Below are 26,937 nucleotides of genomic sequence, written 5' to 3' on the forward strand. Positions count from 1 at the left end.
TATTTGGAGAAAAGTGGAAGCAAAAGAACGCCGAGGTCTTCCGGAATGGAACTTTTACCTGTAAGGGTGCCTAAGGGGACATTCACACGCACTATGAGGAGTTGTTTAGATTGATGCATTCATCCGTCCGCCGCCGGGGCACTGCCACCGCAGTCACCGCGGCCGTGGCAGTTACACTCGTGTCGATGACACCCGCAGCAGCCGCGCCGCCCGAGCATGCCGGCAAGGACCAGAAGACCAGTGTCACGGTCATGGGGACCTCCGACATGCATGGCTATGTCGAGAACTGGGATTACTTCAAGGACGGCGAATACGACGACGCAGCACACAACGACGTCGGATTGGCAAAGGTCTCCACACTGGTGGACTCCGTCCGCGCCGACCGCGGCGTGGAATCCACCATGCTTATAGATGCCGGCGACACCATCCAAGGCACTTCCCTGACCGACTATTTCGCCAACACGGAGCCGATCACGGAGACCGGGGAAATCCATCCCATGGCTGCGGCAATGAATTCCATGGACTACGACGCCGCCGCACTGGGCAACCATGAATTCAATTACGGCCTCGAATTGCTCCGCGAGTTTGAAGGCCAGTTGGACTTCCCGCTGCTCGGGGCCAACGCCGTGGACGCAGCAACGGACAAACCTGCCTTCACCCCGTACATCATCAAGACGGTCAAGACGAAGGGCAACAAACCCGTGAAGGTCGGGATCCTGGGACTCACGAATCCGGGGGTGGCCATTTGGGACAAGAACAACGTTGACGGGAAGCTCGAATTTCCCGGCATCGTGGAGCAGGCACAGAAATACGTTCCCGAAATGAAGGCACGCGGCGCCGACGTGGTGGTGGTCAGCTCCCACTCGGGAACCTCCGGCACCTCCTCCTACGGCGACGACCTGCCGCTGGAAAACGCCTCCACCCAGCTGGCTGAAACCGTGCCCGGCATCGACGCCATCCTGGTGGGCCATGCCCATCAGGAAATCCCTGAACGGTTCGTCGCCAACAAGACCACCGGCGAGAAGGTACTGCTGACCGAGCCGCTGAACTGGGGCATGCGCCTGTCCGTTATGGACTTCGAACTGACCAAGGTGCGGGGGCAGTGGGACGTGACCTCGGCGTCGGCATCCCTGCTGAACGCCAACACCGTCGAGGCGGACCCCGTGGTCTCCAAACTGGTGGCCGAACAGCACCAGCGCGTGATCGACTACGTCAACACGCCCGTCGGCAACGCCACCGAGTCAATGCCCGCGGAGGAGTCCCGGTACCGCGACACCGCCGTGATGGACTTCGTGAATTCCGTCCAGGCCCAGGCGGTGGACCGGGCGCTCGACGGCGGCCCCAACGCCGACCTGCCGGTGCTCTCGCTGGTGGCACCCTTCAGCCGCACCGCGGAAATCCCCGCCGGTCCGGTCACCATCCGGGACCTCGCCGGTTTGTACGTCTTCCCGAACACCCTGTTCGGCGTGGAAATGACCGGCGCACAGGTCAAGGATTACCTGGAGTACTCGGCGAAGTACTTCACCCAGACCGCCCCCGGCGCACCGGTGGATCCCGCCACCCTGACCAACGCAGGCGGCACTCCCGACTACAACTACGACATGATGTCCGGCGTCGACTACGACATCGACATCAGCCGCCCGGTGGGGGAGCGCATCGTCAACCTGAGCTTCAACGGGGCTCCGGTGGATCCGGCCCAGCGGTTTGCCGTGGCAACCAACAACTACCGGCAGTCAGGCGGCGGGAATTTCCCGCACATTTCCACGGCTCCGGTGCTGGTGAACCAGCAGACGGAAATCCGGCAGCTGCTCATCGACTATGTGGTGGCCCAGGGGACCGTGGATCCGGCTGATTTCGCCGAGGACAACTGGCGACTGGTTCGCAACGGGGTGCCTGTCTTCGGATAGCAGGGCAGCTGACACTGCCGGGCTGGCCGGACCCAATCGTCCGGTTATCCCGGCCTGTCCAAGCCGAATTAGACAGCACGCTTAGGAAATCCAGCGGGTTTTGTCTAAGCTTAACTGCAGAACGCGCGGGCGCCTCGTGCTCCCGTTGCCTGCACCGCTACGAAGGGACCAGAACCATGATCGGATTCATCATTGCAGGGCTTGTCATCGGAGCCCTCGCGCGGCTGATCAAGCCGGGCCGGCAGAACCTGGGAATCGTTGCGACCCTCCTTCTCGGCCTTGTCGGCTCCGTCATCGGCGGAGTCATCGCCAGCCTGCTGGGCACCGGAGACATCTGGGAGCTCAACATCCTTGGCTTCATCGTCTCCGTTGTTGCCGCCGTCCTGCTGATCGGCGTCGCCGAGGGCGTTGCCGGCCGCGGCAAGGGCAACCAGGTACGCCGCTAGACCGCACCATTAACCAAGCCGTCCCGGCACCCGGCGCGTACAACGCGCTGGGTGCCGGGACGGCTTGGTTTAAGGCTGCTTTGCCAGCCGGAAAAATGCCTAGGGGCCGGGCCCGGTCTAGGCCGAAACGGGCTGCCAGCCGCTCTGCTGCTCCGCCGGGAGCATCGTCCTCGGAACGGCTTGGGCCTCACGATCTCGAATCTCCGCTTGGAGGGAGAGGTAGAAGGCAAGAAGCCCTTCAACGAGGGGGCCGTCTTCAAGTTGGATAAACGCCTGATCGCACAGGGATTCAAGCGTGCTGTCCGTCATTGCGGAAAAGTCCGCGAACAGGTCAATGGAAACAATGGGACGTTGGGTCATTGAGAATCCTAAACAGAGGAACCCGGGCCCGCGTCTAAACCAAGGGATTACCACCCTAACCTGTTCGGCACCCTATGTAAATACGGCCGATAAGGGGAAGAACACTTAGATTGGGGCCATGGAAAATGACATCCGGGTGGACCCGCCCGAGACAGCAGGCGAACGTGAGACCCTGATCGGTTTCCTGGACTACTTCCGGGCCACAGTGCACCTGAAGGCGGCAGGACTCAGCGATTCCGACGGCGCCAAACAGCTACTGCCCTCCCTGACAACGGTCTCCGGACTCGTTCAGCACTTGACCGACGTCGAGCAGTTCTGGTTCCAGGGCCGGATAGACGGGCAGCAGGGGGTGCGGACACGGTGGTCCGACGAGGACCCGGACGGCGAGTTCCGCGTCTCCGAGTCAGACAGCCTGGACCGGCTGCTTGCCGACTATGACGCTGCCTGCCGCCGGTCGCGGGAAGTGTTGGCGCGGTATGGCCTGGAGGACCGCTGCCGGGGCGGCAATGGGGAACAGAGCGTGCGTTGGGTGCTGGTGCACATGATTGAAGAAACCGGCCGGCACTGCGGCCATTTGGACATTCTGCGCGAGCTGCTGGACGGCTCCACCGGCGACTAGTCCGTCAGCCGAGTGCCGTCCGAACCGGACCGGGTCCAGTAGTACATCTTGACGAGTGCACCGCGTTGGCGTTGCTGCTCGGTCCGCACCGGATGGAATCCGGCCCTGCGCGCAACAGCCTCACTCAGGCTGTTTCCGTAAATGGTGCGCAGGGCGACCTTGGGAATGCCGCTGGCCAGGGCCCAGTCGCTGAGTCCGCGCGTGGCGGCAGTGGCGGCGCCCCGGCCGCGGCCGGAGGGCAACAGTGCATACATAAGCTCCGGCGTGCCGTCCACCGTGGATGAGATTCCCGCTGTGCCCAGCACCTCCTTGCCCTCCCGCAGCGAGTACCGGGCCAGGAGGCTCTCGCCGCGGGCTTCCGCTGCCCGGCTCATCCGGTAGCGGGCCCGATCCTCGCTGAGGTCCGGCGGGAAGAGGGTCCAGCGGATGACGTCGCCGTCCCTGGACAGGGCCTGCTCAAGGCGCCAGTCCGCCGCCGTCAGGATGTGGAGGGTGAACCTCCCCACTTGGAGTGTGTCCGGGGTCTGCGCGAGAAGTGGCATCCGCAATTATTGCGCCCTGGGACAGGGCTGCCCAACCCCTAGACAGGTTCCGCCTGTCCGGCCACGGGTATTGCTTCCAACAGTGTCTTCAGTCCCGCGTAGATGCCCGGTGTGTCATGGTCCACGGAGATGGCGGAGGCACCGTGCAGTCCGGTGATGCGGACGGTGAGATCACACCCGTCTCCGGCTTGTTCCAGGGTGTATTCGAGGACACCGGGAGGTTCGGCGGCCACCGTTCCATCCCATTCCGGGTTGAAGGTCAGGGCCAGGCGTACGGGAGCCTCCACCGTCAGGACCGTTCCGGTGATCAGGTCCTCGCCGTCGTAGCGGAAGGCATAGGAACTACCCTCCGCGAACGATCCGGTCAGGACCGAGTCCCACATCCAGGCCTTCGGGGTGCCGGCAGCAGTCAGCTCTGCCCAGACCCGGCCGGGAGTGGCTGCGATGTGCGTGCGGTAGATCGTCGAAGCTGTCTCGTCCATAGTGGATCCGCTTTCCTGAGGGGTGGCACTACCGGGTGCCGTCGCGGGTGACGATAATCCATACATGCCTGAACCGCTATCCCTGCGCCCACGTACTTCCCGGGACCTGGACACCGTCATCAGTTGGATTCCCGACGATGCCGCGCTTTTGATGTTTGCCGGACCCCGGCTGTCGTGGCCGCCAACCGGTGCACAGTTCGCGGAACCGGCAGCCGTGCCGGGACTTAGCTCTTGGGTAATGTGTGCCGGGCGTTCGCCGCTGGGGCATGCCGAGCTGACCGTGCAGAACGGGCACGCGCATATTGCCCGGGTCATCGTGGACCCGATGTTCCGGGGGCAGGGGCTTTCGAAACGGCTGATGCGGTTGGTCCTGGGACGGGCCCGCGCCGAGGGCGCCCGAAGCGCGGGGTTGAGGGTCGCCAAGGGGAACGCCGTCGCCCTGCGGGCCTACCAGGGGCTGGGATTCGTGATCGATCCACGCGGGGAAACCGCGCAGGCATGGGTGCTTGAACTGGATCTGGGAGGGTCAGCAGCCACTGGCTAGGAGCGGGCGGCGTTCCGTGCATCACGGAGGGGGCAGGCCGATGGCACACTGCTGGTATTGTAAGACGCCGGGATTTTTCGGGATAGTTAACGGGGGACGAGATCAGAACAACAGCCACCGACGAACAGAGCACTGCGCTCCCGCGTCATTTGTCGTCCTCCCATCGGGCCGCGCGCCGCACCCGCAGTGCCACATTCACGTGGGTGTTGGTCTCCCTGCTTTGCTCCGCTGCCGGGTTTGGGACAGTCGTGGCAGTCCGGGCAGCCGGAGGACTGGTCGGGTGGGGCAGTTTGGTCCTGTTGGCCGGGATGATCATCCTTACGCCCGTCGCCAGGTCTTTTTCGCTTCGGATCCTGCTTGGCATCATTGGACTTGCCGGCATTTCCCCGTTCCTGTGGTGGGTCAGAGCCGACCTGCTGTTTACGGACCGGGGCACTATCCTGTTGGCGCTGGCAGCGGGGGTCCTGTGTGGTTCGGCCGGTGCTGTGGCTGCCAGGGGCTTGTCCCTGCGGAGGCTGCTGCCGGAGTTCCGTTCGATGGACGTTCTTCCGCTCCTTGCCGGCGCTGCGTCAACCTGGATTGTCCATAATTACCTCTTCTCGAGAAGTCTCGAGTCCACCCTGTTCCTCCTGACGCGGTCCTGGGATTTTGTGCCGCACTTCAACATGTTCAACATGATCCGGAACCACGGCTCGGTGATCGCGGTGCTTCCACCGGCATTCGACGGCAGCTCGTGGACCGCCTCGTCGTATCCGCAGGGCTATCACGCCCTGCTGGCGTCCCTTGCGGAGATTTCCATGGGCAGTGAAGCCATGGACGCCGCCGGGGAAGCTACCCTGTTCCTCAAGCTTGTGGGGGTCAGTTCCATCCTCGGGACGGTTTTGGTGGTTTCGGCACTGACTGCCCTGCCGGTGTTCCGGCGCCGTCTTGCAGTGACGGCACCGTTGACGGCATTGGCCTGCACTGCCTGGGTTGTGGGCCCGGGGGCCATCCCGGTGTTCAACGCGTTCCCGAACTTCGGACTTGCTGTGGCCCTCTGCATTGCCGTTATAGCGCTGGTGCACCTGCGGACACTCCTGCATCCTCTTGTCTCGTCAGCGGCTCTGGTGCTTGCCGTTGTTGGAGTGGCACATGGCTGGATCCTGCTGCTCGTCCTTTGCCTCCCGGCGGTTATCGTCTATGCCGCGTATCTGCTGTCGCATCGCCGCGATTGGCGCTGGCCGGAACTCACAGGCCAGGTCCTGATTATCGCCATTGGCTTCGCAGGCGTACTGGCTGCCGCCTGGCAGCTTCGGAAACTGTCTGCAGGCGAAGTGCTGAACACTGACGGCGGGATGAGTGAAGCGGATCCCGGCCATACCCTTATTTTCGTTATGGCGAATGTCGTGGTGGTCTGGGCCCTGGCAGCGTCACGCGGGACCCGGTCCCGCACCATCCAGAGGGCTGAGCATTCGGGCTGGCTTCTTGCCACACCGCTCTATGCCGCCGTGCTGCTCATTGCCTTGGCAGTGTTCCAGCTCGCAAGCGCCGACGAGATCACGTATTACTTCCACAAGTCGATGCTGGCAGTGGAACTGGTTGCGGTGGCCTGCGCAGTCATTGGTGCCGCTGAACTTCTGCTCCCGCGAATCCGCGTAGTCTCTGACCGGCGCATGGTCACCGCGGCATCTGTCGTCGCGACTCTCTGCGCCACACATTTCTTCGGTGCCCCGTACACGGGCCTGGACGAAAAGGGATTGAAGGCCTCGGCGTTTGGCTCGGAGGTTGCCGTCAACCAGGACGAGTCACTGTCCGGGCGTCTCCCTAAGTCAATCGAGAAGCTCGAGGCCATGGCCGTTCCAGGCAGGCAGCCGTTTATCTATGTGGGGCACGACGTCGGCACTGATCCGCTGCTGATGGCGCAGTGGTCGCTGACGCTGCAGGGTATCTGGTCAGAAGGCGTTCAGCCGGCGATTTCCATGCTGAAGCCCTTGTACAAGGGCCCGAACCGGGTACCCGATGCCATCAAGCCGATCCTGGAGTCCTCCATGGACCTTGACGTGGTTGTGGACCCGGAACTGGTGGCTCCCCTTCAGGAGTGGCTGCCGGAGCATGCCCACCGGATTACCACCTGGAAGCAGTAGGGAACCAGGCTCTACCCGCTAGCGGCCGCGGTGGCCGGCGGATTTGTCCTCAGCCGGCTTTTCCTCCAGCGGGTCCGGATCGAGGAAGGCCACGGTGAGGACAGCGGCGGTCTGCTCGATCTGCCACTCCCGGGCACCGAGGTCGCGCAGTGCGGCGCCCACGGTCTCCAGGTTGATTTCGGCGGGCGGACGCCAGGCCAGGCGCCGCAGATGGTCCGGCGTGAGCAGGTTCTCCAGCGGCAGGTTCAGCTTCTCCGCCAGCGCGGTGAGCCGCGGTTTGGCGGTCTGCAGGCGGGCAGCGGCTGCCGGATCGTTCTTGGCCCAGACGCGGGGAGGCGGCGGTGCATGGGTCGGGATATGCAGCGGGGGCAGGTCCGCAGTAGAGCGCGCCGCGGAGATGCAGCGGAGCCAGCGCGGAGCTTCCTTCTGTGCCGCGCGGCCGTGGAAGCCGGGGGTCTTGAGCAGCTGCGGCACGGTCGTCGGCATGGCCCGGGCGGCGGCGACAATGGCCGAATCCGGAATCAGCCGGCCGGGTGCGGTGTCCCGCAGCTCGGCCAGGTGCTCGCGTTCGGTCCAGAGTTCGCGGACGGCGGCCAGCTGGCGGCGGTCCCGGAGCTGGTGCATGCCGGAGGTGCGGCGCCAGGGATCCACCCGCGGAGGCGCCGGCGGAGCGGTACGGATGGCTTCGAATTCCTCCTCGGCCAGTTCCAGCTTGCCGGCTTCCGCCAGGACGCGGATCAGTTCCACGCGCAGCTCGGCGAGGACCTCGACGTCGAGCGCGGCGTAACGCAGCCACGGTTCGGGCAACGGGCGGGTAGACCAGTCCGCAGCCGAATGTTCCTTGGCCAGCGAGAAGCCGAGCAGGGCTTCGATGACGGCCGCCAGGCCCACGCGGGGCAGTCCGGCGAGGCGCGCGGCCAGTTCGGTGTCGAAAAGCTTGTCGGGCCACATGCCCAGTGCCGAAAGGCAGGGCAGGTCCTGGGTCGCCGCATGCAGGATCCACTCGACGCCGCTCAGGGCGTCGTTGATGATGCGCAGGTCATCGAAGGCTTCCGGATCGATCAGCCAGGTACCGGCGCCTTCACGGCGGATCTGGACCAGGAACGCGCGCTGGCCGTAGCGGAATCCCGAGGCGCGTTCGGCATCGACACCGGCGGGGCCGGTGCCCGCGGCCAGGGCCGCTGCGGCCCGTTCGAGGCCGCGCTGGGAATCAATGACCAGCGGCACGCCGTCCCGCGGTATTTCCAGCACCGGAATCGGCTGTGGCTCCGGCTGCTCCGCGGCTGAATCGGATGTGGTGCTGGACTGGTTTTCGGTCGTGCCGGGTATGTGCGCGGTCATAAGGATTCCATTCTACCGAGGAAGCCGGCGGCTGCGGACAGCGGGGACAGCCCGCGGGTCCGCGCCTCCGGCAGGTGCAGCGCTCAGCTCCGGCGTCGGCCGGGAAGGGGCGTGACGCCGTCGGGCAGCGGGGGCAGGCCGGCGAAGGTGCACACCATGTCCGACCAGGCTTCCAGATGGGACTGCACATCGGCGTCGGCCGGGGTCCAGGAGGCGCGGAGTTCAATGTCGATCGAATCGTCCCGGCGCTCGAGGGTGCCGTAGCTCTCCGACAGCACCCGGGTGGCCGTTCCGCCGGCCATGGAATATCGGGCGTCGTGCTGCTCCAGCGCTTCCACCAGCCAGGTCCAGGCGACGGAGCCGAGCAGCTGGTCATTGCCCATGTCCGGTTCCAGCTCCGCGCGGATATAGGTGACGATGCGGAAGGTGCCGTTCCAGACGGGGGAGCCGGCGGGATCGTGGAGCAGGATGAAGCGTCCGGTGGCCAGCTCAAGCTGGTCGGGGACCGGCGGTGCGGCGGGTCCGTGCAGGCTGCCCGGACCGACGGGGCCGGGGGCCAGAACCTCGGCGCCGAGGGAAACGGCATACGGGGCCAGCCGCGTGGGTGCCGGGATTTCTTCCAGCTTCAGCTCCGACCGGCAGGCCGCCCGGCGCAGGGCACCGAGCGCGGTCAGGAAATCCGGGGGTACCTGGGACAGGTCACCTATTGCACTCACCTCCGCAGACTACGGGCTGTGCAGGGCCGGGGGCGGGGCAGGCTCGCCGCTGTGGCCGTTTCGTTACCTGCCGTCCATGCCGCGGAAGCGGCCGGACGGCAGGTAACCGCGGCTCAGCGGGCGGCCAGCGGTGCCGGATCCGCAGCGACTTCGCGGGCGATGGCCGCAGCGAAGGCATCAACATCATCCTCGGAGGTATCGAAGGTGCACATCCAGCGCACTTCACCGGTGGACTGGTCCCAGTCGTAGAACCGGAAGTCGCCGCGCAGGCGGTCGGCGACACCGGCAGGCAGCTTGGCGAAGACAGCGTTGACCTGGCTGGGCTGGGTGATTTCCACCCCGTCGATCTGCTCGACGGCGGCGCGGAGGCGACTCGCCATGGCGTTCGCGTGCGAGGCCGAGCGGTGCCACAGGTCCGTACCGTACAGGGCGACGAACTGGGCGGAGATGAAGCGCATCTTGGAGGCCAGCTGCATGTTCATCTTGCGCAGGTAATCCAGTCCGGGGGAGGCTTCCGGGTCGAAGGTGATAATGCACTCGCCGTACATCATCCCGTTCTTGGTGCCGCCCAGGGAGAGGATGTCCACGCCGGCGTCGGCGGTCATTTCCTTGAAGGAAACGCCCAGCGCTGCGGCGGCGTTGCCCAGCCGGGCGCCGTCCATGTGCAGCTTCATTCCGCGTGCGTGGATGTGGTCCGCTATCGCGGCGATCTCCTCCACCGTGTACAGCGTGCCGAGCTCGGTGGACTGGGTGATGGAAACGGCCAGCGGCTGCGCGCGGTGCTCGTCGCCCCAGCCCCACGCCTCACGGTCGATCAGCTCGGGCGTGAGCTTGCCGTCGTCGGTCGGGATGCCCAGCAGCTTCATGCCGCCGATCCGCTCCGGTGCGCCGTTCTCGTCCACGTTGATGTGCGCCGTCGTCGGGCAGATGACCGCACCCCAGCGGGGCAGCAGGGACTGGAGGGCGATGACGTTCGCGCCGGTGCCGTTGAAGACCGGGAACGCGCGGATGTGGTTGCCGAACTGGTCGGTCAAAACCTCGCGCAGCTTCGCGGTGTACACATCTTCGCCGTAGGCCACCTGGTGGCCCTGGTTCGCGGCGGTCAGTGCGGCGAGGATTTCCGGATGGACACCGGAGTAGTTGTCGGAAGCAAAAGCCTTAATTGCGGTGTCGTGCAGGGGGAGTATGTCAGTCACGGTTCCTAGTATCTCTTACCTTGATGTAGTTCAGGTCACGTCGCCGGTACGAGGCGAATCCGCTGCCCGTTGACCTCTGCGGCATCCTGCTGGAAGAGCCGGACGACGGCGGCGGCCAGGTCCGCGACGTCGGTGTAGCCGGGGAACCTGCGGTCCGGGGCTGCGGCGCGCTCAGCGGAGTCCACCAATGCCTTGACCACGAAAACGACGGCGGCGGCGCGCTGGGGTTCCGAGTTTTCCTTCCGTCCGGACTGGGCGCCGCGGAAACCCGCGGCGATGGCCCGGACCCAGGCTTCGGCCGCGGCTTTGGCAGCCGCATATCCCGCGCCGGCGGCTGTGGGGGACTCCACGGCCGTGGAGGAGACGATCGCCAGCCGCCCGCCCGGGGAGGCCTCGAGCTGGTCGTAGAAGCTGCGGCTGACATTGCGCAGGGTGCGCAGGATGTTCGTTTCCAGGAAGTCCCAGTCCTGCTCGCTCTGGGAGCCGATGCCGGTACCGGCCCGCCAGCCGCCCACGAGGTGGATCAGTCCGTCGATCCCGCCGTAGATTTCCTGCACGTCGGCCGCCAGGGCCGCCACTTCGCCGGCGTCGCTGAGGTCGCAGGTGCGCAGGTCGGCGTCGTACAGCTGGAACAGCGTGTTCTCGAGCCGTGCCGCATCGCGGCCTACCGCAACCACCTTGGCACCCGCCGCCTCCAGGGCTTTACAGACGGCGGTGCCCGAGGGGCTTCCGGCGCCGGCCACCAGGACAGTCCGGCCCTTCAGCGGGACCGGGGCTGCCGTGCCGGGTTCAGTGCTCATTCGGGGGTGCCTCCCGTGCTGTAGCCGGTGATCCCGGCCGTGGATTCGATTACCGGGGCCATCTTCTTGGACAGGGCTTCGTAGAACATGGAGAGCGGGAATTCGTCGTCGAGCACCTGGTCGGTAAGGCCGCGCGGCGGCCCGTCCAGCGGCAGGGCCTGCGGGCCGCGGGCCCAGACCGAGGCCGGGTTCGGCGTCAGTGTTCCTGCCACCAGATCGTACGCCGCAAGCCAGTGCGCGGTCTTGGGGCGGTCGATGGAACGCCAGTAGAGCTCCTCGATTTCGGCACCCAGCCGGACGACGACGTCGGCCGTTTCCTCCCAGTCGATGCTGAGCTTTCCGTCGGTCCAGTGGAGTACGTGGTTCTGGTGCATCCAGGCGAAGAGCAGCTGGCCGCCGAGGCCGTCGTAGTTGCGCACCCGGCTGCCGGTGATCGCAAAGCGGAAGATGCGGTCGAAGATCACCGCGTACTGGACCAGCCGGGCGTGCCGGCGGGTTTCCTCGGGGGCGTCCTCGTTCCGCTGGATCTTCACGGCTTCGCGGAAGGCGGTGAGGTCGCAGCGCAGTTCCTCCAGGGAGTAGAGGAAGTAGGGCATGCGCTGCTTGATCATGAACGGATCGAACGGGAGATCCCCGCGCATGTGGGTGCGGTCGTGGATGAGGTCCCACATGATGAAGGTTTCCTCGGTGAGCTGCTGGTTGTTCAGCAGTTCGGCGGCCTCGGCGGGAAGCTGCAGCGAGGTGATGTCCGCGGCCGCGGCCAGGACCTTGCGGAAGCGGGCGGCCTCGCGGTCGGCGAAGATGGCGCCCCAGGTGAAGGCGGGGGTTTCGCGCACGGCCACGGTTTCCGGGAAGAGTACGGCGGAGTTGGTGTCGTAGCCGGGGGTGAAGTCCAGGAAGCGGATGGGGACGAAGAGCCCGTTGGAGTACTCGCCGGCCTCGAGCTCGGCGACAAATTCAGGCCAGATAACCTCGATCAGCACGGCTTCCACGAGGCGGTTGGTGCTGCCGTTCTGGGTGTACATGGGGAAGACCACCAGATGGGAGAGGCCGTTCACGCGGTCCTGCTGCGGGGCGAAGGCCATCAGCGAATCCAGGAAATCCGGTTCCTTGTCCAGTCCGCCGTCCACCCAGCGTTCAAAGTCTTCCACTACGAGATGCAGATACCCGGCGTCGTGCGGGAAGGCCGGAGCCAGGGCCGTGACGGCAGCGGCAATGGTTCCGATCAGTTCAACCGCCTGCCCGTGGTGCTCGGGGTCCACGGATCCGTTCTTGTTCTGCAGGGGCTGCAGGGCCGTGGCCGCCTGCTTGAGCGCCGTCCAGGCTTCGGATTCCTCGGGCCGGACGTCCGCGGTAACGGCAGCGAAAACCGGGCGGGAGAGTGAGGGGAAAACAGGGGAGGACATGGTGCAGTGCCTTCCGGGAAGGGCCTTCCCGTGAGACCGGGGGCGGCAGGTGGAGTAGTTGCGGCCAGCATACTCACAAATTCCTAACGCTTACCTGAAAGCCGCCTAAAGATTAGGAATACTTATGCTCGGGCAATGTGGCCGGGGTCACTCCGGTAGCTTTGCTTCTGTTTGGGGTCAGACAGTGGTCCGGTGCTATTTGTCCACCGTGGGCATCTCGGGGATGGCGCTTTCCATGCGCTCGGGTGTCCAGTACTCCAACGCCTCGGCAGCCTCGCCGGGTTCCGCCGCGTGGGAGACGGACAGCGCGCAGGGATCGGGGTCAGTAGGCGTTGCCTCGGGGGCAGCCTGGTCCGGCGGGGTGGGCTGTTCCGGAGTGGCAGACTGGCCCGCAGGTGCGGGTTCTACGACCTCCACCGGTCCGGCGGGCGCCGCGTCCGCGCCGCTCGTGCACTCGATCTGCGGGGCAGGATGCACTGCCGGTGCGGGATCCATCGTTCCGGCCGGGTCAGCCGGCGCCGCGCCCGCGCCGCCCCCGCACCCCGTCGTTAGCAGTGAGGCAGCCAGGAGTACCCAGCATCCCGCTATCCCTTTGCGCATCATTCGGGCAGGCTAGCGCAGATTGGCACCGAACGGTGCGCCTGGGAGGAATCCCTTCACGGAGTCCGAAGGCGTGCGGGCAGCAGCGCCTAGTAGCCGCGGCTGCTGTTGGGCGATTCGGTACCGATGACCGTCAGGGACACCTCCGGGTGGTTCTTTTCCACCCGCCGCAGCGCCCAGACGTCGTTGAAGACGGCCACGTAGGCGCCGTCGGTGCGGACCAGGACCTCGGCCCCATGCACGTTGGACAGGATTTCCGCGGCGTCTGCCGTGGTGAGCCGGGCCAGCGAGTAGGAGAGCTGCTCGTAGCGCATGGGCGCATTGAAGTCCTGCGTCATGCGGTCCTCGACCACTTCGAACTGCATCGGGCCGACGGCGGCCAGGACCGGTGCCTGATCGCCGCGCCGGTCCGAGCGCAGCACCTGGATGATGCCCTCGTGCTCGAGCTGGTCGATGCCGCGCCGGAACTGCTTGTAGCGGCTGGGGTCCTGGGACCGGGCCACGCGGAAGTGTTCGGGGGAGAAGAACGGAATGGGCGGGTATTCCACCGGTTCCTCGACGTAGAGGCTGTCGCCCACCCGCAGGGCGGAAGCGTTGACCAGCCCGACGACGTCGCCCGGGTACGCCTGGTCGATGACCTCGCGTTCGCGGCCGAACAGGTGCTGCGCGTACTTGGTGGCGAAGGTCTTGCCGGTGTTGGAATGCGTGACCACCATGCCGCGTTCGAAGATGCCGGAGCAGACACGGATGAACGCCACGTGGTCGCGGTGGGCCTTGTTCATGCCGGCCTGCACCTTGAACACAAAGCCAGAGAACGGCGCCTCGACGGGCCGGAGCCCGCCGTCCTTGTCCTCGCGGGCGGAGGCCGACGGCGCCAGATCCACCAGGGCGTCCAGGATCTGCTTGACGCCGAAGTTCAGGGCTGCCGAGGAGAAGAGGATGGGGGTGGCCTTGGCGTCCAGGAACTTGTTGCGGTCGAACTCGCGGCCGTCGATGACCAGCTCGGCTTCGTCCAGCGAATCGGTCCAGACATCGCCTTCGCGGGCCAGGGCGTCTTCGGGGCTGAAGTGTTCTTCCTTCGCCAGCGAGGCGCCGGAGTTCTGCCGTTCGAAGTGGACGTATTCGTCCTTCTGCAGGTCCCAGACGCCGCGGAAATCGCCGGCGATGCCCACGGCCCAGGTCAGCGGCATCGGCTCGAGGCCGGTGCGTTCGGTGATCTCGTCCATCAGGGCCAGCGGATCCAGGCCGGGCCGGTCCCACTTGTTGATCACGGTGATGATGGGCAGGTTCCGGGCGCGGCAGACCTCGAAGAGCTTCATGGTCTGGGTTTCCAGGCCCTTGGCGGCGTCCACCAGCATCACTGCGCAGTCCACCGCGGCGAGGACGCGGTACGTGTCCTCGGAGAAGTCGGCGTGGCCGGGCGTGTCCAGCAGGTTGATCACGGTGTCGCGGTACGCGAACTGCAGGGCCGTGGAGCTGATGGAGATGCCGCGGTCCTTTTCCATCTGCATCCAGTCGGAGACCGTTTCGCGGCGGTTTTCCTTGCCGTTGGTGGCACCGGCCGTGCCGATCACCCGGGCGTGCAGAGCCAGCGCTTCGGTGAGCGTGGACTTACCGGCGTCGGGGTGCGAGATCACGGCGAAGGTACGCCGCCGGGCGGACTCCTTGATGATCTCTTTGGTGGCGGTGGCGCTGACGGGGGTGGAAACCTGTTGGGACACTCCGCTGCTTTCAGACTCTGGTGGGTGGGACTGCCGGCGGGGGAACTGCTTGCTGCCGGGCAGTCGGCTGCTCAGAACACAGCTTTTTCATTCTACCCGTCCTCTCTCGGGCACCCGGACGGGTGTGTCGGTGCCGCCGTCGTCGCCGTCGCCACGCGCGTCTCCGACCGACCGTGCGCGCCGGGAGAGCAGGGGCATCACCGCAAGCAGGCTGGCGGCGGCCATGGCCGCCACCAGCACTTGGTAAGGCAGGATCCCGATGAGCACCGCCGCAAGCACCGAGGCCCCGACCTGGGGAAGGTTGGTCATTACCTGCGTTACGGCCGCGGTCCGCCCCTGCATGCCGGGCGGTGTCTCCTCCTGGCGCAGCGTGACAAAGGCGATGATCATCCACGAAGCGCCCGTGCCGACCGCCGCGGCGCCGGCCATCACCAGGGGCAGGACGGTCAGCGCGGTGGTCAGTACGCCGCCGGCGAGCAGGGCGACGCCGAAGACCATGCAGCGGCGGATCCCGAATCGCCGGATCAGCAGGCTGGCCGTGAGCCCGCCCAATACCGCCATGACTCCCTGTGCGCCCAGCAGCACGCTGAGGAACTCCGGCGGCTTCCCCAGGCCCTGCTCCACCGTGGCGAAGACGGTCACGTTGAGGATGCCGGTGGCGCCCATGGCGATACCCAGGGTCAGCAGGGCGCGGCCGAGCAGGCGATGCCGTGCCATGAACCGGACACCCGCCGTCGTGCTCTGCCAGAACGTCTCACCGGCGTCCCGGACAGAGACCGTTTCGGCCAGTTTCAAGGTGGCCAGGATCAGCGCGGCCGCAAGGAAACAGGTGCTGGCGAGCAGTACAACGGTGTGCATTCCCCAGAGGGCGAGCATCCCGGCGCCTGCCAGCGGCGAGACGATGCGCAGGCCCTGGTCGATGCTGCTCAGGATGCCGTTTGCGGGGGCGAGGAGGCGGGTGTCCAGCAGGTCGCGGAGCAGTCCGGATTGGGCGGCTGCAGTGATGTAGGAGGAAATGGCGTAAACAAAGATGACTGCATAGACCAGCCACACGGTGTCGACGCCGCGGACAGCCAGGAGGGCCAGGACGACGACGCCGGCGCCCAGGTTGTTGATGATGAGCAGCGGTCGACGCCGGTAACGGTCTGCCAGCCGCCCGGTGAAGGGCGCCAGCAGGGCCGGGAGGCCGAGGGCCGCGAAGACGAGGCCAGCGGCGGCGTCGCTGCCGGTGAGCTGCTTGACCCAGATGGCGGCGGTCAGGAACAGCACCGAGTCGCCGAAGTTGGAGAACACCCAGGCCAACGCCAGTCTCCGGAAGCCGGGAACGCGCAGGACGTCGCGGTTGGTGCCCACTGCCGGCGGCGCCGTGGTCATTCCTGCCCCGGATCGACATTGAGGACGGAGAACAGGCGGACCGGGACCGCTCCTTCGGGGCGTTGATCCGGGTTCTCCCAGCGGCCTTCGAAGCGTCGGGCCAACTGCCACAGGTCTTCGCGCAGCTGCAGGATTTCTTCGTGGGTGGCGTAGGTGCGGGCCTCGTGCACCGTGGAAACCTCGAGGTCCTCCGGAGGGAGTGCGGGGGAGCGGCGGAGCCAGGACTGGATGCGTGCCAGCTGGCGGTCCACCTCTATGGCGGCCACGGCGGAAACCGCGTGTACGGAGCCGGGCGCCTTCGGATCGATGACGTGCGAGCGGTGGAGTGCAACCGTCTTCCACGGTTTTTCGCGCCCGGCCTGCTGGACCTGTTCGATGAAGCCGTGCCTGGCCAGGATGCGCAGGTGGTAGGAGCAGCTGGCTACGGATTCGCCGATGGCGGCGGCGCACTGAGTTGCCGTGGCCGTTCCGGCGTCGTCCAGATGGCCGAGCAGTTCCAGCCGGACCGGATGCGCCAGTGCGCGGATCTGCACCGGATCGGCGAACACCTGCTCGCCGGGCGCTCCCGGGGTTGCCGCGTGCCGTTTGATGCCGGGTTCCGCCGGGTCCGGGGTTTGGTTCATGGGTTGAGGCTAGGTCCTAAAGGAATCTTTAGCAAGGGTTCTTTAGATTGGGTTCCGGGAGGAGGAAATCGAGCAAGTGCTCGGGTGCGGGGCCGGTGTGGCTCGGTGCTGGGGCTGGGTAGATGGTGCGGGGCCTGCGTCCGCCCGTTGCTGTGTTGGGGCCGCGGCGATCGTGCGGACGGTGCGGGGCCCGGCGCTGAATCCCTGCGTTATGTCGCAATCCCTCCGGTTTGTCGCGATCCCTACGCCGCGCAGCGCAGGGAATGTCACAAAGTGCAGGGATCTGGACAAACCGGAGGGACTCGGGCCGGGTTGGGCTGTGGACAAACCGCAGGGATCTGGACAAACCGGAGGGACTCGGGCCGGGGATCTGGACAAACCGGAGGGCTGGCCAGGCCGGAAGGCGGCACGGCCGGACACATACCGCCGGTCTGGTTACCGGCGCGTCAGAATCGCTTATTGTGGTGCACGGCACATGCCTTGTGCATCGAGTGCCGCCCCGGGTTCCGAAGACTTGGTGCCAACCTGCCTTACAACGACGAAAGGCCCTCGACCATGGCTGAAGCGTTCATCATCGACGCCGTCCGCACTCCCGTCGGCAAGCGCAACGGGGGGCTGAGCAAGATCCACCCTGCCGACCTCGCCGCGCACGTGATTGCCGAAACGGTTCGGCGCACGGGAATCGACTCCGAAGAGTATGACGAGGTCATCCTCGGTGCCATCGACCAAGTGGGACCGCAGGCCATGGATATTGCCCGCACCTCCTGGCTCGCGGCAGGCCTGTCCGAACGTGTCCCCGGCACCACCGTGGAGCGCCAGTGCGGCTCAGGCCAGCAGGCCGTGTCCTACGCGGCGCAGGCCGTTATGAGCGGCACCAGTGATCTGGTGATTGCCGGCGGCGTGCAGAGCATGTCCTCCGTCCCGTTGTCCTTCGCCAACTCCGCGGCCAAGGAGCTGGGCTTCCCGAACCCGTTCGCCGGTTCCGTGGGATGGGAGAAGCGCTACGGGAACCAGCAGATCTCTCAGTTCATCGGCGCGGAAATGATGGTGAAGCAGTGGGGGCTGAGCCGTGAGGAGATGGAGGACTTCGCCGTCGAATCCCACGTCCGGGCCATCGCCGCGCAGGCCGAGGGGCGCTTTGACCGGGAAATCCTCGCCATGAACGGGGTCACCGCGGACGAGGGCCCCCGAGATCCCGACCGCGCGAAGATCGCCACCCTGGCCCCGCTGGCCGAGGGCGGGCACCTCACGGCCGCCACCTCTTCGCAGATTTCCGACGCCGCCGCCGTCCTGCTGCTCGCCTCCGAGGACGCGGTGCGCCGTTACGGCCTGAAGCCGCGGGCCCGCATCCACTCCATCTCCGCCCGCGGGGATGATCCGGTCATGATGCTCAGTGCCCCCATCGAAGCGACCCGCCATGCACTGAAGCGCACGGGGATGAGCATCGATGACATGGACCTGCTTGAAATCAACGAGGCGTTCGCCTCCGTGGTGCTGGCCTGGCAGCGTGAGCTCGGCGTGGATATGGACAAGGTCAATGTCAACGGCGGCGGCATCGCCCTGGGCCACCCGATCGGCGCCACCGGTGCGCGGATCATGACCACCCTGCTGCATGAACTCGAACGCACGGGCGGCCGCTACGGCCTGCAGACCATGTGCGAGGGCGGCGGCCAGGCGAACGTCACCATCATCGAGCGGCTGGACGAGGGCTTCCGTCTGTAGGCGGGACGGGCGGCACACGCGGCGGGCGACGGGCGGCACGCGCGGGCCGGCCACCACCGAGCGGGTCCCGCTCGTTTGACACGTGACAGCGCTCACATCAGACTGGAGCAGGTTTTCTAATACGCACCACTTGTTTCCTAAGGGTGCGTTTCAGGATCGCCCCATCCGCTAACGCTGCCCGCAGCCCGTTCTGAAAGGCTGGCCCATGGATACCCCCACTCCGGCCCAGTCCCTGTCCGAAACCGACGTCGTGGACGCGGCGGCCCGCCTGGTCGCCGCGTTCTCCCGCACAGACACGCAGGAGTACTTCGCGGCGTTCGCTCCGGACGCTACGTTCGTCTTCCACACTGAGCCGGCCAGGCTTGAAAGCCGTGCCGAATACGAGGCGCTCTGGGCATTCTGGCTAGCTGACGGCTGGTCGGTCACGTCGTGTGAGAGTACCGAGGCACATGTACAGGTGTACGGCACCAGCGCGGTGTTCAGCCACACGGTGCTGACAACGGCTGGCACCCCCGGCGCCACGGCGACCACCCGGGAACGGGAAACGATCGTCTTCACCCGGTCCGGGGGCCGGATCCTGGCAGTTCACGAGCATCTTTCCCCGGTGCCGGACCCCGGCTTCAGTCTCGAGCCGGCGGATGCGGGCGCCGCAGAAGGCGCCGAAGCCGGCCCCACGCCCGTCGTCGTCGTTGCCTAAGGGGAATCCAATGTCAGCAACCGGGCAGCCGTCCGCCTGGACCCGTCTCTCCCGCCGCCTCGACAAGGACGCCGAGGGCTACGGCCCGCTCCGCGGCACCCTCGGCGTCGGACGCATCGGCATGATCTGGCTGGCCGCCAACCTGGTGGTCACCACCCTGCTCACCGGAACCCTCTTCGTTCCCGGCGTCAGCTGGCCCATGGCCCTGGGCATGATCGTGCTGGGCACCCTGATCGGGGGAGGCGTCCTGGTGCTGGTGGGCAACATGGGCACGCGCACCGGGCTGCCCACCATGTCCCTGACCAAGGGGTCTTTCGGACTGCGTGGCTCGTTCCTGCCCGTGGCCGCAAACGTGGTCATCCTGATGGGCTGGAGCTGGGTCCAGGCCATGCTTGCCGGAGTCACGGTGAACTTCCTGGTGGAACGCGCCACCGGTTTCTCCAGCCCCGTCCTCTTCTCCGTGCTCTGCCAGCTGCTGGTGGTGGCCTTGGCCATCTTCGGCCACAAGGGCATCGCCCGCGTGGAGCCGTGGCTGGCCCTGGTGATCCTGGCCATCATGGCCTACGTCTTCGCCGTCGCGTTCCGGGAATTCCCGGTGGCTGACTTCGCTGCCATTCCGCGGGACGCCGATGCCGGGATGTCAGCGATCTCCGTGCTCGACGTCGTCATTGCCACGGCCATCTCCTGGACGGTCCTTTCCGCCGAGTTCAACCGGCTGGCGAAGTCCCAGACCGCCGGCGTGGCCGGCTCCGCCGTCGGTTACGTGGTCTCGACAGTTCTGGCCATGGCGCTGGGCGCCACCGCGATCGGCTATGTTGTGCTCGACGGCGGCGAGGCGGTGGGCTTCGATCCGGCCCTGATCGTGGCGATCTTCGGCGCGCCGCTGGCCGTGGTGATTTTCCTGTCCGTGATGGCGACCAACACCATGGTGGTGTACGGCATGGTCTCCTCCGTGGTGAACATGGTGCCGTCCCGGCGGATCCGTTTCCTTCCCACGGCCGTCGTGCTGGGTGCCGTGTCCGTCCTCGGTTCCACCTGGCTGGGCCTGCTGGACAGCTTCACGTCCTTCCTGACCGTCATCGGCGCACTGTTCATTCCGGTGTTCGCGGTGATGATCGCGGACTATTACGTAGTGCAGAAACGTTCGTACAGCGCGGACATCCTGCTTGGCGACGGCGGGCGCTACTGGTTCCGGAGCGGTGTCAACGCGGCGGCGCTGGTGGCCTGGCTGGTGGGTGCGGGTGCCTCCGTGCTCCTGACCTATGTGCTGCCCAGTCCGCTCGGGGCCACCATTCCCACCTTTGCGCTCACCTTTGTCCTCTACCTCGGCTGGTGTGCGGTGACCGGCCGCGTGGTTTCAGGCCGGCCGCAGTCCCTCCACCTGAGCGAGCCCGCCCCGGTTGCGGACGGAACTGTGTAGCCGATGCAGGTTGTTGACCTCAGCCATCCGGTCCGCACCGGAATGCAGGTTTTCCCGGGCGACCCGTCGGTGGAGCTGCGCAGTGCGGCCACCGTGGCTGCAGACGGCTTCGCCGTGGCGCAGCTGCACCTGGGCAGCCATACCGGAACGCATCTGGACGCGCCGCTGCATACGGTGCAGGACGGTACTGCCGTGGACGCGATGCCGTTGGAGGCCCTCATGGGTCCCGCGCGGATCGTTTCCCTGCCCGGGTCCGCCGCCAACACCGTCCTGAGCTGGAAGGACGTGAGCGGGCAACTGGCGGGCCTGCTGCCCGGAACCATCGTGCTGTTCTCCACGGGCTGGTCCCGGCACTTCAACACGCCCGCCTACCTGGAGCACCCGACCTTCGATGCCGAAATCGCCGAGCGTCTGGTGGCGGCCGGGGTGCGGCTGGTCGGCGTCGACACCCTGAATCCGGATCCAACTCCCGGACCGGCGGAACCCGGACAGGCCCAGGGCGGAACGTTCCTGCCGTTCCACGATGTGTTCCTGGGCTCAGGAGGCGGGATCGTCGAGAACCTGACGAATCTGGACGAGGTGCCGTGGCCGGAACCGTGGTTCTCGGCGCTGCCCCTGCGGCTGGAGGGGCTGGACGGTTCGCCCGTGCGCGCGGTGGCGTTTAAGCCCTGACCTGTTCCCGGTTCCGGCGGTCCAGCACCCTGCCCGGCACCAACCCGGTAGGCTGGGGCCCCGGGACACGCCTCCCCGACCAAAGCCCACCTGGAGGAACCAATGAAGACTGTGCCCTTCGGCAGTACCGACCTTTTGGTGCCCAACGTCATTGCGGGAATGATGCGCATCGCCGGCGACACCGATGAGCAGATCCGTGCCCTGTATACGGCGTCCCGCGAGGCGGGGATCGACTTCTTCGACCACGCCGACCTGTACGGGTTCAACCACCCAGGCGGTGGCTACCACCTGTGCGAGCGCCGTTTCGCCGAGGCGCTGCAGCTGACCTCCTCAGAGCGCGGGCAGATCAGCCTGCAGACCAAGACGGGCATCGTCGACGACCCATGGGGCTACGACCAGTCGTACGAACACATCGTCACCTCGGCAGAGGAATCCCTGAAGGCGCTGCGCACCGACTACCTCGATGTGCTGCTGCTGCACCGGCCTGACGCCCTGGTCGAACCCGAGGAAGTCGCCCGTGCCTTCGACCACCTGGAGTCCAGCGGAAAGGTCCGCTCCTTCGGAGTCTCCAACCACACCCCGCGCCAGATCGACCTGCTGAAGACCGCGGTGCGGCAGCCGATCGTGGCTAACCAGGTGCAGCTCTCGATCACGCACTCCACGATTATCGCCCAGGGCCTGTCATCGAACATGGCCAGCCATGACGACTCGATCACCCGCGACGGCGGAGGCCTGGTCGACTATGCCCGGATCAATAAGATCACCCTGCAGGCCTGGTCACCGTTCCAGAGAGGGTTCCAGGGGGGCGTCTTCTTCGGGTCGCCCGACTACCCGGAGTTGAACGCCGAACTCGACCGGCTCGCGGTGAAATACGGGGTGACGCCTACCGCGATCGCGGTCGCCTGGATCGCCCGGCATCCGGCCGGGATGCAGGTGGTCCTCGGGACCACGACGCCGCAGCGCGTCACCGATGCGGCACAGGGATCGGACATTCAGCTGACCAGGGGCGAGTGGTACGGACTCCTTCAGGCAGCGGGCCACAACGTGCCCTGAACGGGTCCTTGTTCCGCTGAGGGCCGCCCGCGCCCTCACATCAGCCCGGCAGCCCAGCGCAGCCGCAGGCTCTCCTCCAGTTCCTGCTCCGCGATGCGGCGTTCGATAGCGGTCAACTGTTCCTCCAGCCGGGGGATCCACCGATTCTCTACTGCCCGCTGCCGCGTCCGGGTGGCGGCGAGTTCCTCCGACACCAGCAGCAACGCCCGTTGCCCGGCCGCCGCGGCCACGGCCGCCTCAAGGGCTGCCCGGTGCGCCGACGCCGCAAACGCCAGGGCAGAGCTGCCGCCGGCCGGCGGAGACGTCGGCACCGTGCAGGATGCGGATTCGGGATACGAGATGCCCATCGCCCCGCCCCACTGCACGACGGCGACCGCCGGGTCCGGCGGGGCCGCCCCCAGCAGCCGGTCCGCACCGTCCAGCCCGGTACTGCGCTGCAGCCACACCGCGGCTTCACGGGCGCTGGTTTCCCAGACGCGGATGCCCTCATCGGCGCGTTCCTGCAGGCCGTCGATGGCCGCCTGCAGGATGCGCTGCTTCCGGTCCAGCAGCTCGGCCCCGCGCCGGGCCGTGGCGAGCCGCCGCTGCACCTCGGACCGCTCGGCGCGGCTGCCGCCGGACCGGAACCCGCTCACAGCTGGACTCCGCTCATGGCACGTCCGCGCCCGTCCCGGGCAGGTACCGGTCCAGGAATTCGGCGGACAGCATGGTCAGTTCCCGCCGCGGCAGCAGGGACAATGCCTGCCAGGCAAGGTCCAGCGTCTGTTCCAGGGTGCGCAGTTCGTCCCGCCCCTGGTTGAGCAGTTCCTTCTCCACCACTGTGCGGAACTCGATGTAGGCCTTGTCGGTTTCGCTCAGCGCCGCGGCCCCCACCAGTTCGGCCAGTTCCGCTGCGGATCGGGCGCGGGCCATGGCGGACAGGATCTGCGCGGCGACGTCGAGGTGGTCCTCCCGGGTGCGTCCCCGCCCGGCACCGCTGCGCATCAGTCGTGACAGGGAGGAGAGCACATCCACCGGGGGATAAATGCCGCGGGCGTCGATGTCGCCGTCGAGCACCACCTGCCCCTCGGTAATGTAGCCGGTGAGGTCCGGCACCGGGTGAGTGATGTCCCCGGCGGGCATGGTCAGCACCGGCACAATGGTCACCGATCCCTCCCGGCCCCGGACGCGTCCGCAGCGTTCGTACAGGGTGGCCAGGTCGCTGTAGAGATAACCCGGATAGCCGCGCCGGGCCGGGATTTCCCGGCGGGCCGCGGACACTTCGCGCACCGCCTCGGCGTAGCTGGTCATATCTGACATCACCACCAGCACGTCGGAACCGTCGTCGTAGGCCAGGGACTCCGCGATGGTCAGGGCGATGCGCGGGGTCAGGATGCGTTCAATCACCGGATCATCGGCCGCGTTCAGCAGCAGGACCAGCTCACCGGCGGCGGAGCGTTCCTCCAGCCGGTCGCGGATATAGGCGATATCGGCATGCGTCATGCCCATGGCCGCGAACACCACCCGGAAGGCCCTCCCGGAGGATGCGGTCGCCTGGGCGGCGATCTGCGTGGCCAGGGTCAGGTGCGGCAGCCCGGGGATGGAGAAGATCGGCAGCTTTTGGCCGCGGACCAGGGTGGTGAGGGCGTCCACCACGGAGATGCCGGTGATCACCGGGTCCTGCGGCGGTTCCCGGTAGACGGGGTTCAGCGGCCAGCCGCTCACCGGGGAGGTGTGCTCCGCGGTGACCGGCGGGCCGCCGTCGAGCGGCTCTCCCCGCCCGTTGCACACCCGGCCGAGCCAGCCGGTACCCACCGGCACCGCCAGCGGCCGGCCCTGGAACCGGACCTCCACTCCGCCCAGTGCCATGCCCTCGGTGCCTTCGAGCACCTGCAGGGTGGTCTCGTCGCCGTCTATCTCCAGCACGAGCCCGTGCCGCTGGGGACCGCCGTCGACGTCGACGGTGGCGAACTCGTCCCAGCCCACACCCTCCGTGTCGCCCAGAACCAGCAGGGGTCCGCGCAGTTCACGCACATCGCTGTGTCCCACCCGTGCTCGGTTGCCGCTAGCCATGGGCATCTCCCGTCGATGGCTGGTCCAGTGTCTCGGTAAGCTGCCGCACGAAGGCCCGGCCGCGCTCCTGCACCCCGGCGGCGTCGGTGGGCCCGGTGTCCTCGCGCAGGCGCAGGATGGGGGAGAAGTCATAGCGGTCGACGTCGGCCGGCGGCACCCCGCGGGCCACCAGGGTTTGGCAGGTGTCCACCACATCCAGGACCGCCTGCAGCAGGGCGGCACCCTTGTCGGCGGAGCTGTAGCCGTCATTGGGGCTGAGCGCATTCTGCAGCAGCACCCCGTCGCGGATCAGCCGCCCGCCCAGGAGGACCATCTGCTCATGCCCGGGGAGGGAGGAGGCGCCGATGATTTCCGCCAGGGCGGTCAGCCGGTCAGCTTCCGAGAGGAGCAGGGAGGCGGAGGCGCGGCGCTGTGCCCACTGCGGATCCCCGTGGGCGGAGTACCAGCGGCCCAGCGACTCCGCATCCCGGGAGAAGGAGCCGCGCCAGCTGACGGCAGGGTAATGCCGGGAGTAGGCAAGGTCCCGGTCCAGCAGCCACAGGGAGCGGACAAAGCGCTGGGTGCCGGTGGTCACAGGTTCGCTCATGTCCCCGCCCGGAGGGGAGACCGCCCCGATCACGGTGACCGACGCCGTCGCACCGCCCAACGTGCGGACCCGGGCGGCGCGTTCGTAGAACGCCGCGAGTTCGCTGGCGAGGGAAGCCGGATAGCCTTCCTCGGCGGGGAGGTCGCCGTTGCGGTTGGCGAACTCGCGCAGCGCCTCGGCCCAGCGGGAGGTGGAGTCGGCAATCACGACGGCGTCGTAACCCATGTCCCGGAAGAACTCCGCCACGGTGACGCCGGTGGCGATGGATGCTTCCCGGGCCATCATGGGCATGTTGGAGGTATTGGCGATGATGACGGTCCGGTCAATCAGCTTCCCGCCGGTGCGGGGATCGTCCAGCCCGGAGAGCCCTTCCAGGACGTCGGCCATCTCGTTGCCGCGCTCGCCGCAGCCTACATAGACAATCACATCCGCGTCCGACCACTTGGCGATCTGCTGCAGGGTGAGGGTCTTGCCGGTGCCGAAGCCGCCGGGTACCGCGGCTGCCGCGCCGCGGGGAACCGGGAAGAGCAGGTCCAGGACCCGCTGCCCGGTCTGCAGCGGAACCACATCGGTGATGCGCTCGCCGAACGGCCGGGGGCTGTGTACCGGCCAGCGCTGCGCCAGCGGCACTTCCACGCCGCCGATCCGGGCCACGGGATCCAACGGCCGGACCTTGCCCTCGGCCAGCCAGGTCACCTCCCCGGAGACCGACGGCGGTGCCAGCACGCGGAACTCGATCGTCCCCACTCCGGGGACGGTTCCCAGCACCTGGCCGGCCCGCACCACGTCGCCGACGGCCACCGTCGGCGCGAACTCCCACCGGGTCTCCAGCACTGCCGGGTCTTCGGCCGAACTCTGCCGCTCCTGCGTGAGCCACAGGGGAGCGGAGGACAGGGGTCGCAGCAGCCCGTCGAAGACCGTGCCCAGCAGCCCCGGCCCCAGCAGTCCGGCCAGCTGATGGCCGGTCCGCTCGGCGCGGTCGCCGGCCTTCAATCCGCCGGTGTACTCATACGCCTGCAGGGTGGCTTCGTCGCCGTTGATGGCGACCGCCTGCGCGGCAATGCCGTCCGGACCGATGTTGACCACCTCAAGCATGGACAATCCCGGCAGGCCGCTGATTTCCACGAGCGGTCCGCTCACCCGGGTGATCCGGCCGCCGCCTGCTGATTCAGCCGGGCCCGAAGTCCTCACGCGTCGTCCCATAACCGCCGCACCTCCCCGGCATGGTCCTCCAGCGCCTGGTCGGCCAGGGTGGGCAGCGACAGGTCCAGCCGCCGCGAACCGGCTGTTCCGATGACGCCGCCCTTGTAGCTTTCGGTCACGGATGCCATGGGGCCGAGGACGCGGTCCGCCTGCGCGGTCAGCCGCCGCAGGATCTGCGGGTAGCGCGGGTCCCTCCGGACTTCATGCACCTGCTCCTGCACCTGCTCGGCCAGCAGCGACCGCAGGTGTTCCTGTTCGGCAAGCACTGTCCGGCGTGCCTGCCTGCGGGCGCGTGCGGAGGATGCAGCGGCGTCGGCCCTGGCGGCCTCGGCCCCCTCGCGCTGCGCCGTTAGGTGGATGGCGTCCGCCTCCGCCTGCGCCCGGCCGAGCAGATCCGCGGCCTGCTGCCTGGCCTCGGCATCCAGTCGGGCGGCTTCCGTCCCGGCGTTTCGGCGCAGTGCCTGGCGCACCGGGTCAAGGGCTGCCTCGGCGCCCTGCGGCAGCCGGGTCATGAAGGCAGCACCGCGGTGAGGGGCGACGCCGGATCGGCCAGTTCGATGCCCAGCTCCGCGGCGGCGTCGGGCGTGAGCAGGACAACGCACACCGAGTCGGGAAGGTTGGCCCAGACCGCCCGCACATCGGCTGCTCCCGCGGCCGGGTAGAGCACGGCCCCTGCCAGCCGGTACCCCTCCAGCAGGGCAGGGTTGCCCACCGCTGCAACACTTCCTTCCC

Annotated in this window: 27 protein-coding genes; 10 read left to right on the plus strand and 17 right to left on the minus strand. The window is 67.2% G+C overall.

The features are described 5' to 3' along the window. Positions 1-185: 185 nt before the first annotated feature. The gene (locus tag N2L00_RS06655; protein WP_255863211.1) at positions 186-1,907 is read left to right on the plus strand and encodes a bifunctional UDP-sugar hydrolase/5'-nucleotidase; all 1,722 of its coding nucleotides are present in this window, start codon (positions 186-188) and stop codon (positions 1,905-1,907) included. A 176-nt stretch (positions 1,908-2,083) separates the two neighbouring features. Beyond that, on the plus strand, positions 2,084-2,353 hold the full coding sequence (locus N2L00_RS06660; protein ID WP_255798001.1) for a GlsB/YeaQ/YmgE family stress response membrane protein: 270 nt from the start codon (positions 2,084-2,086) through the stop codon (positions 2,351-2,353). 117 nt (positions 2,354-2,470) lie between these two features. Here the strand turns inward: N2L00_RS06660 and N2L00_RS06665 are convergent, their stop codons facing one another. Next, entirely contained in the window at positions 2,471-2,713 is a 243-nt protein-coding gene (locus tag N2L00_RS06665) for a hypothetical protein (protein WP_255863210.1), read from the minus strand. A 118-nt stretch (positions 2,714-2,831) separates the two neighbouring features. Here N2L00_RS06665 and N2L00_RS06670 point away from each other — a divergent pair, with 118 nt between their 5' ends. After that, complete coding sequence (locus tag N2L00_RS06670; protein WP_255863209.1) at positions 2,832-3,332, plus strand: DinB family protein; 501 nt, start codon at positions 2,832-2,834, stop codon at positions 3,330-3,332. On the opposite strand, the gene N2L00_RS06675 is transcribed toward N2L00_RS06670, so the two are convergent. Together N2L00_RS06675 and N2L00_RS06680 are read right to left on the minus strand one after the other, a co-directional pair. Next, positions 3,329-3,874, minus strand: coding sequence for a GNAT family N-acetyltransferase (locus tag N2L00_RS06675; RefSeq protein WP_255765907.1), 546 nt, complete (start codon positions 3,872-3,874; stop codon positions 3,329-3,331). The genes N2L00_RS06670 and N2L00_RS06675 overlap by 4 nt on opposite strands. 38 nt (positions 3,875-3,912) lie before the next feature. Next, positions 3,913-4,356 (minus strand): SRPBCC domain-containing protein, encoded by a 444-nt coding sequence (locus tag N2L00_RS06680; protein WP_255863208.1) that lies wholly within the window; start codon positions 4,354-4,356, stop codon positions 3,913-3,915. Between the two features lie 64 nt (positions 4,357-4,420). Between N2L00_RS06680 and N2L00_RS06685 the strand changes: the two genes are divergently transcribed. Together N2L00_RS06685 and N2L00_RS06690 are read left to right on the plus strand one after the other, a co-directional pair. Continuing rightward, a complete protein-coding gene (locus N2L00_RS06685; protein ID WP_255863207.1) occupies positions 4,421-4,900 on the plus strand; it encodes a GNAT family N-acetyltransferase in 480 nt (159 codons plus the stop codon). A gap of 308 nt (positions 4,901-5,208) precedes the next feature. After that, positions 5,209-7,023, plus strand: coding sequence for a hypothetical protein (locus tag N2L00_RS06690; RefSeq protein ID WP_255863206.1), 1,815 nt, complete (start codon positions 5,209-5,211; stop codon positions 7,021-7,023). Positions 7,024-7,041: 18 nt separating this feature from the next. On the opposite strand, the gene N2L00_RS06695 is transcribed toward N2L00_RS06690, so the two are convergent. The 9 genes from N2L00_RS06695 to N2L00_RS06735 all read right to left on the minus strand — a co-directional run bounded on the left by N2L00_RS06695 (position 7,042) and on the right by N2L00_RS06735 (position 16,800). Next, a complete protein-coding gene (locus N2L00_RS06695) occupies positions 7,042-8,364 on the minus strand; it encodes an HRDC domain-containing protein (RefSeq protein ID WP_255863205.1) in 1,323 nt (440 codons plus the stop codon). An 83-nt stretch (positions 8,365-8,447) separates the two neighbouring features. After that, positions 8,448-9,071 carry a DUF3000 domain-containing protein gene (locus N2L00_RS06700; RefSeq protein WP_255863313.1) on the minus strand — a complete coding sequence of 208 codons (624 nt, stop codon included), beginning with the start codon at positions 9,069-9,071 and terminating at the stop codon, positions 8,448-8,450. 122 nt (positions 9,072-9,193) lie between these two features. Then, on the minus strand, positions 9,194-10,276 hold the full coding sequence (locus N2L00_RS06705; RefSeq protein ID WP_255863204.1) for a low specificity L-threonine aldolase: 1,083 nt from the start codon (positions 10,274-10,276) through the stop codon (positions 9,194-9,196). Between the two features lie 35 nt (positions 10,277-10,311). Next, positions 10,312-11,076 (minus strand): SDR family oxidoreductase, encoded by a 765-nt coding sequence (locus tag N2L00_RS06710; RefSeq protein ID WP_255863203.1) that lies wholly within the window; start codon positions 11,074-11,076, stop codon positions 10,312-10,314. Then, positions 11,073-12,482 (minus strand): DUF6421 family protein, encoded by a 1,410-nt coding sequence (locus N2L00_RS06715; protein WP_255863202.1) that lies wholly within the window; start codon positions 12,480-12,482, stop codon positions 11,073-11,075. Before N2L00_RS06715 ends, N2L00_RS06710 begins: the two co-directional genes overlap by 4 nt. A 195-nt stretch (positions 12,483-12,677) precedes the next feature. Beyond that, entirely contained in the window at positions 12,678-12,977 is a 300-nt protein-coding gene (locus N2L00_RS06720) for a hypothetical protein (protein ID WP_260554475.1), read from the minus strand. Between the two features lie 194 nt (positions 12,978-13,171). Beyond that, positions 13,172-14,803 carry a peptide chain release factor 3 gene (locus N2L00_RS06725; RefSeq protein WP_255765916.1) on the minus strand — a complete coding sequence of 544 codons (1,632 nt, stop codon included), beginning with the start codon at positions 14,801-14,803 and terminating at the stop codon, positions 13,172-13,174. An 87-nt stretch (positions 14,804-14,890) separates the two neighbouring features. After that, a complete protein-coding gene (locus tag N2L00_RS06730) occupies positions 14,891-16,177 on the minus strand; it encodes an MFS transporter (protein ID WP_255863200.1) in 1,287 nt (428 codons plus the stop codon). Continuing rightward, the gene (locus tag N2L00_RS06735; RefSeq protein ID WP_255765918.1) at positions 16,174-16,800 is read right to left on the minus strand and encodes a helix-turn-helix domain-containing protein; all 627 of its coding nucleotides are present in this window, start codon (positions 16,798-16,800) and stop codon (positions 16,174-16,176) included. The genes N2L00_RS06730 and N2L00_RS06735 overlap by 4 nt, the downstream gene beginning before the upstream one ends. 555 nt (positions 16,801-17,355) lie before the next feature. Here N2L00_RS06735 and N2L00_RS06740 point away from each other — a divergent pair. The 5 genes from N2L00_RS06740 to N2L00_RS06760 all read left to right on the plus strand — a co-directional run bounded on the left by N2L00_RS06740 (position 17,356) and on the right by N2L00_RS06760 (position 22,364). Next, the gene (locus N2L00_RS06740; protein ID WP_255765919.1) at positions 17,356-18,522 is read left to right on the plus strand and encodes an acetyl-CoA C-acetyltransferase; all 1,167 of its coding nucleotides are present in this window, start codon (positions 17,356-17,358) and stop codon (positions 18,520-18,522) included. 205 nt (positions 18,523-18,727) lie between these two features. Next, complete coding sequence (locus tag N2L00_RS06745) at positions 18,728-19,219, plus strand: nuclear transport factor 2 family protein (protein WP_255863199.1); 492 nt, start codon at positions 18,728-18,730, stop codon at positions 19,217-19,219. A 10-nt stretch (positions 19,220-19,229) separates the two neighbouring features. Continuing rightward, positions 19,230-20,639, plus strand: a complete 1,410-nt coding sequence (locus tag N2L00_RS06750; RefSeq protein WP_255863198.1) for a cytosine permease — start codon at positions 19,230-19,232, stop codon at positions 20,637-20,639. Positions 20,640-20,642: 3 nt separating this feature from the next. After that, positions 20,643-21,311 carry a cyclase family protein gene (locus N2L00_RS06755; RefSeq protein WP_255863197.1) on the plus strand — a complete coding sequence of 223 codons (669 nt, stop codon included), beginning with the start codon at positions 20,643-20,645 and terminating at the stop codon, positions 21,309-21,311. A 102-nt stretch (positions 21,312-21,413) separates the two neighbouring features. Next, positions 21,414-22,364 (plus strand): aldo/keto reductase family oxidoreductase, encoded by a 951-nt coding sequence (locus N2L00_RS06760; protein WP_255863196.1) that lies wholly within the window; start codon positions 21,414-21,416, stop codon positions 22,362-22,364. Positions 22,365-22,399: 35 nt separating this feature from the next. Here the strand turns inward: N2L00_RS06760 and N2L00_RS06765 are convergent, their stop codons facing one another. The 5 genes from N2L00_RS06765 to N2L00_RS06785 are packed head-to-tail and all read right to left on the minus strand — an operon-like array spanning position 22,400 to position 26,917. After that, complete coding sequence (locus N2L00_RS06765; protein WP_255863195.1) at positions 22,400-22,999, minus strand: V-type ATP synthase subunit D; 600 nt, start codon at positions 22,997-22,999, stop codon at positions 22,400-22,402. Between the two features lie 13 nt (positions 23,000-23,012). Then, a complete protein-coding gene (locus N2L00_RS06770) occupies positions 23,013-24,416 on the minus strand; it encodes a V-type ATP synthase subunit B (protein ID WP_255863194.1) in 1,404 nt (467 codons plus the stop codon). Then, positions 24,409-26,193: a V-type ATP synthase subunit A gene (locus N2L00_RS06775; protein WP_255765926.1), complete on the minus strand. Its 1,785-nt coding sequence runs from the start codon at positions 26,191-26,193 to the stop codon at positions 24,409-24,411. The genes N2L00_RS06770 and N2L00_RS06775 overlap by 8 nt, the downstream gene beginning before the upstream one ends. Beyond that, complete coding sequence (locus N2L00_RS06780; protein ID WP_255863193.1) at positions 26,190-26,717, minus strand: hypothetical protein; 528 nt, start codon at positions 26,715-26,717, stop codon at positions 26,190-26,192. Before N2L00_RS06780 ends, N2L00_RS06775 begins: the two co-directional genes overlap by 4 nt. Continuing rightward, positions 26,714-26,917, minus strand: a complete 204-nt coding sequence (locus tag N2L00_RS06785; RefSeq protein ID WP_255863192.1) for a hypothetical protein — start codon at positions 26,915-26,917, stop codon at positions 26,714-26,716. The genes N2L00_RS06780 and N2L00_RS06785 overlap by 4 nt, the downstream gene beginning before the upstream one ends. Positions 26,918-26,937: the final 20 nt, after the last annotated feature.

Source organism: Arthrobacter sp. zg-Y1171, assembly GCF_025244845.1.
Taxonomy (GTDB): Bacteria; Actinomycetota; Actinomycetes; order Actinomycetales; family Micrococcaceae; genus Arthrobacter_B.

Excerpts from the sequence above, each read along its gene's own strand:
- N2L00_RS06655 (WP_255863211.1), top strand. The coding sequence starts at position 186 with ATGACACCCGCAGCAGCCGCGCCGCCCGAGCATGCCGGCAAGGACCAG.
- N2L00_RS06660 (WP_255798001.1), top strand. The coding sequence starts at position 2,084 with ATGATCGGATTCATCATTGCAGGGCTTGTCATCGGAGCCCTCGCGCGG.
- N2L00_RS06665 (WP_255863210.1), bottom strand. The coding sequence starts at position 2,713 with ATGACCCAACGTCCCATTGTTTCCATTGACCTGTTCGCGGACTTTTCC.
- N2L00_RS06670 (WP_255863209.1), top strand. The coding sequence starts at position 2,832 with ATGGAAAATGACATCCGGGTGGACCCGCCCGAGACAGCAGGCGAACGT.
- N2L00_RS06675 (WP_255765907.1), bottom strand. The coding sequence starts at position 3,874 with ATGCCACTTCTCGCGCAGACCCCGGACACACTCCAAGTGGGGAGGTTC.
- N2L00_RS06680 (WP_255863208.1), bottom strand. The coding sequence starts at position 4,356 with ATGGACGAGACAGCTTCGACGATCTACCGCACGCACATCGCAGCCACT.
- N2L00_RS06685 (WP_255863207.1), top strand. The coding sequence starts at position 4,421 with ATGCCTGAACCGCTATCCCTGCGCCCACGTACTTCCCGGGACCTGGAC.
- N2L00_RS06690 (WP_255863206.1), top strand. The coding sequence starts at position 5,209 with ATGATCATCCTTACGCCCGTCGCCAGGTCTTTTTCGCTTCGGATCCTG.
- N2L00_RS06695 (WP_255863205.1), bottom strand. The coding sequence starts at position 8,364 with ATGACCGCGCACATACCCGGCACGACCGAAAACCAGTCCAGCACCACA.
- N2L00_RS06710 (WP_255863203.1), bottom strand. The coding sequence starts at position 11,076 with ATGAGCACTGAACCCGGCACGGCAGCCCCGGTCCCGCTGAAGGGCCGG.
- N2L00_RS06715 (WP_255863202.1), bottom strand. The coding sequence starts at position 12,482 with ATGTCCTCCCCTGTTTTCCCCTCACTCTCCCGCCCGGTTTTCGCTGCC.
- N2L00_RS06720 (WP_260554475.1), bottom strand. The coding sequence starts at position 12,977 with ATGGATCCCGCACCGGCAGTGCATCCTGCCCCGCAGATCGAGTGCACG.
- N2L00_RS06730 (WP_255863200.1), bottom strand. The coding sequence starts at position 16,177 with ATGACCACGGCGCCGCCGGCAGTGGGCACCAACCGCGACGTCCTGCGC.
- N2L00_RS06735 (WP_255765918.1), bottom strand. The coding sequence starts at position 16,800 with ATGAACCAAACCCCGGACCCGGCGGAACCCGGCATCAAACGGCACGCG.
- N2L00_RS06740 (WP_255765919.1), top strand. The coding sequence starts at position 17,356 with ATGGCTGAAGCGTTCATCATCGACGCCGTCCGCACTCCCGTCGGCAAG.
- N2L00_RS06745 (WP_255863199.1), top strand. The coding sequence starts at position 18,728 with ATGGATACCCCCACTCCGGCCCAGTCCCTGTCCGAAACCGACGTCGTG.
- N2L00_RS06750 (WP_255863198.1), top strand. The coding sequence starts at position 19,230 with ATGTCAGCAACCGGGCAGCCGTCCGCCTGGACCCGTCTCTCCCGCCGC.
- N2L00_RS06755 (WP_255863197.1), top strand. The coding sequence starts at position 20,643 with ATGCAGGTTGTTGACCTCAGCCATCCGGTCCGCACCGGAATGCAGGTT.
- N2L00_RS06760 (WP_255863196.1), top strand. The coding sequence starts at position 21,414 with ATGAAGACTGTGCCCTTCGGCAGTACCGACCTTTTGGTGCCCAACGTC.
- N2L00_RS06770 (WP_255863194.1), bottom strand. The coding sequence starts at position 24,416 with ATGGCTAGCGGCAACCGAGCACGGGTGGGACACAGCGATGTGCGTGAA.
- N2L00_RS06780 (WP_255863193.1), bottom strand. The coding sequence starts at position 26,717 with ATGACCCGGCTGCCGCAGGGCGCCGAGGCAGCCCTTGACCCGGTGCGC.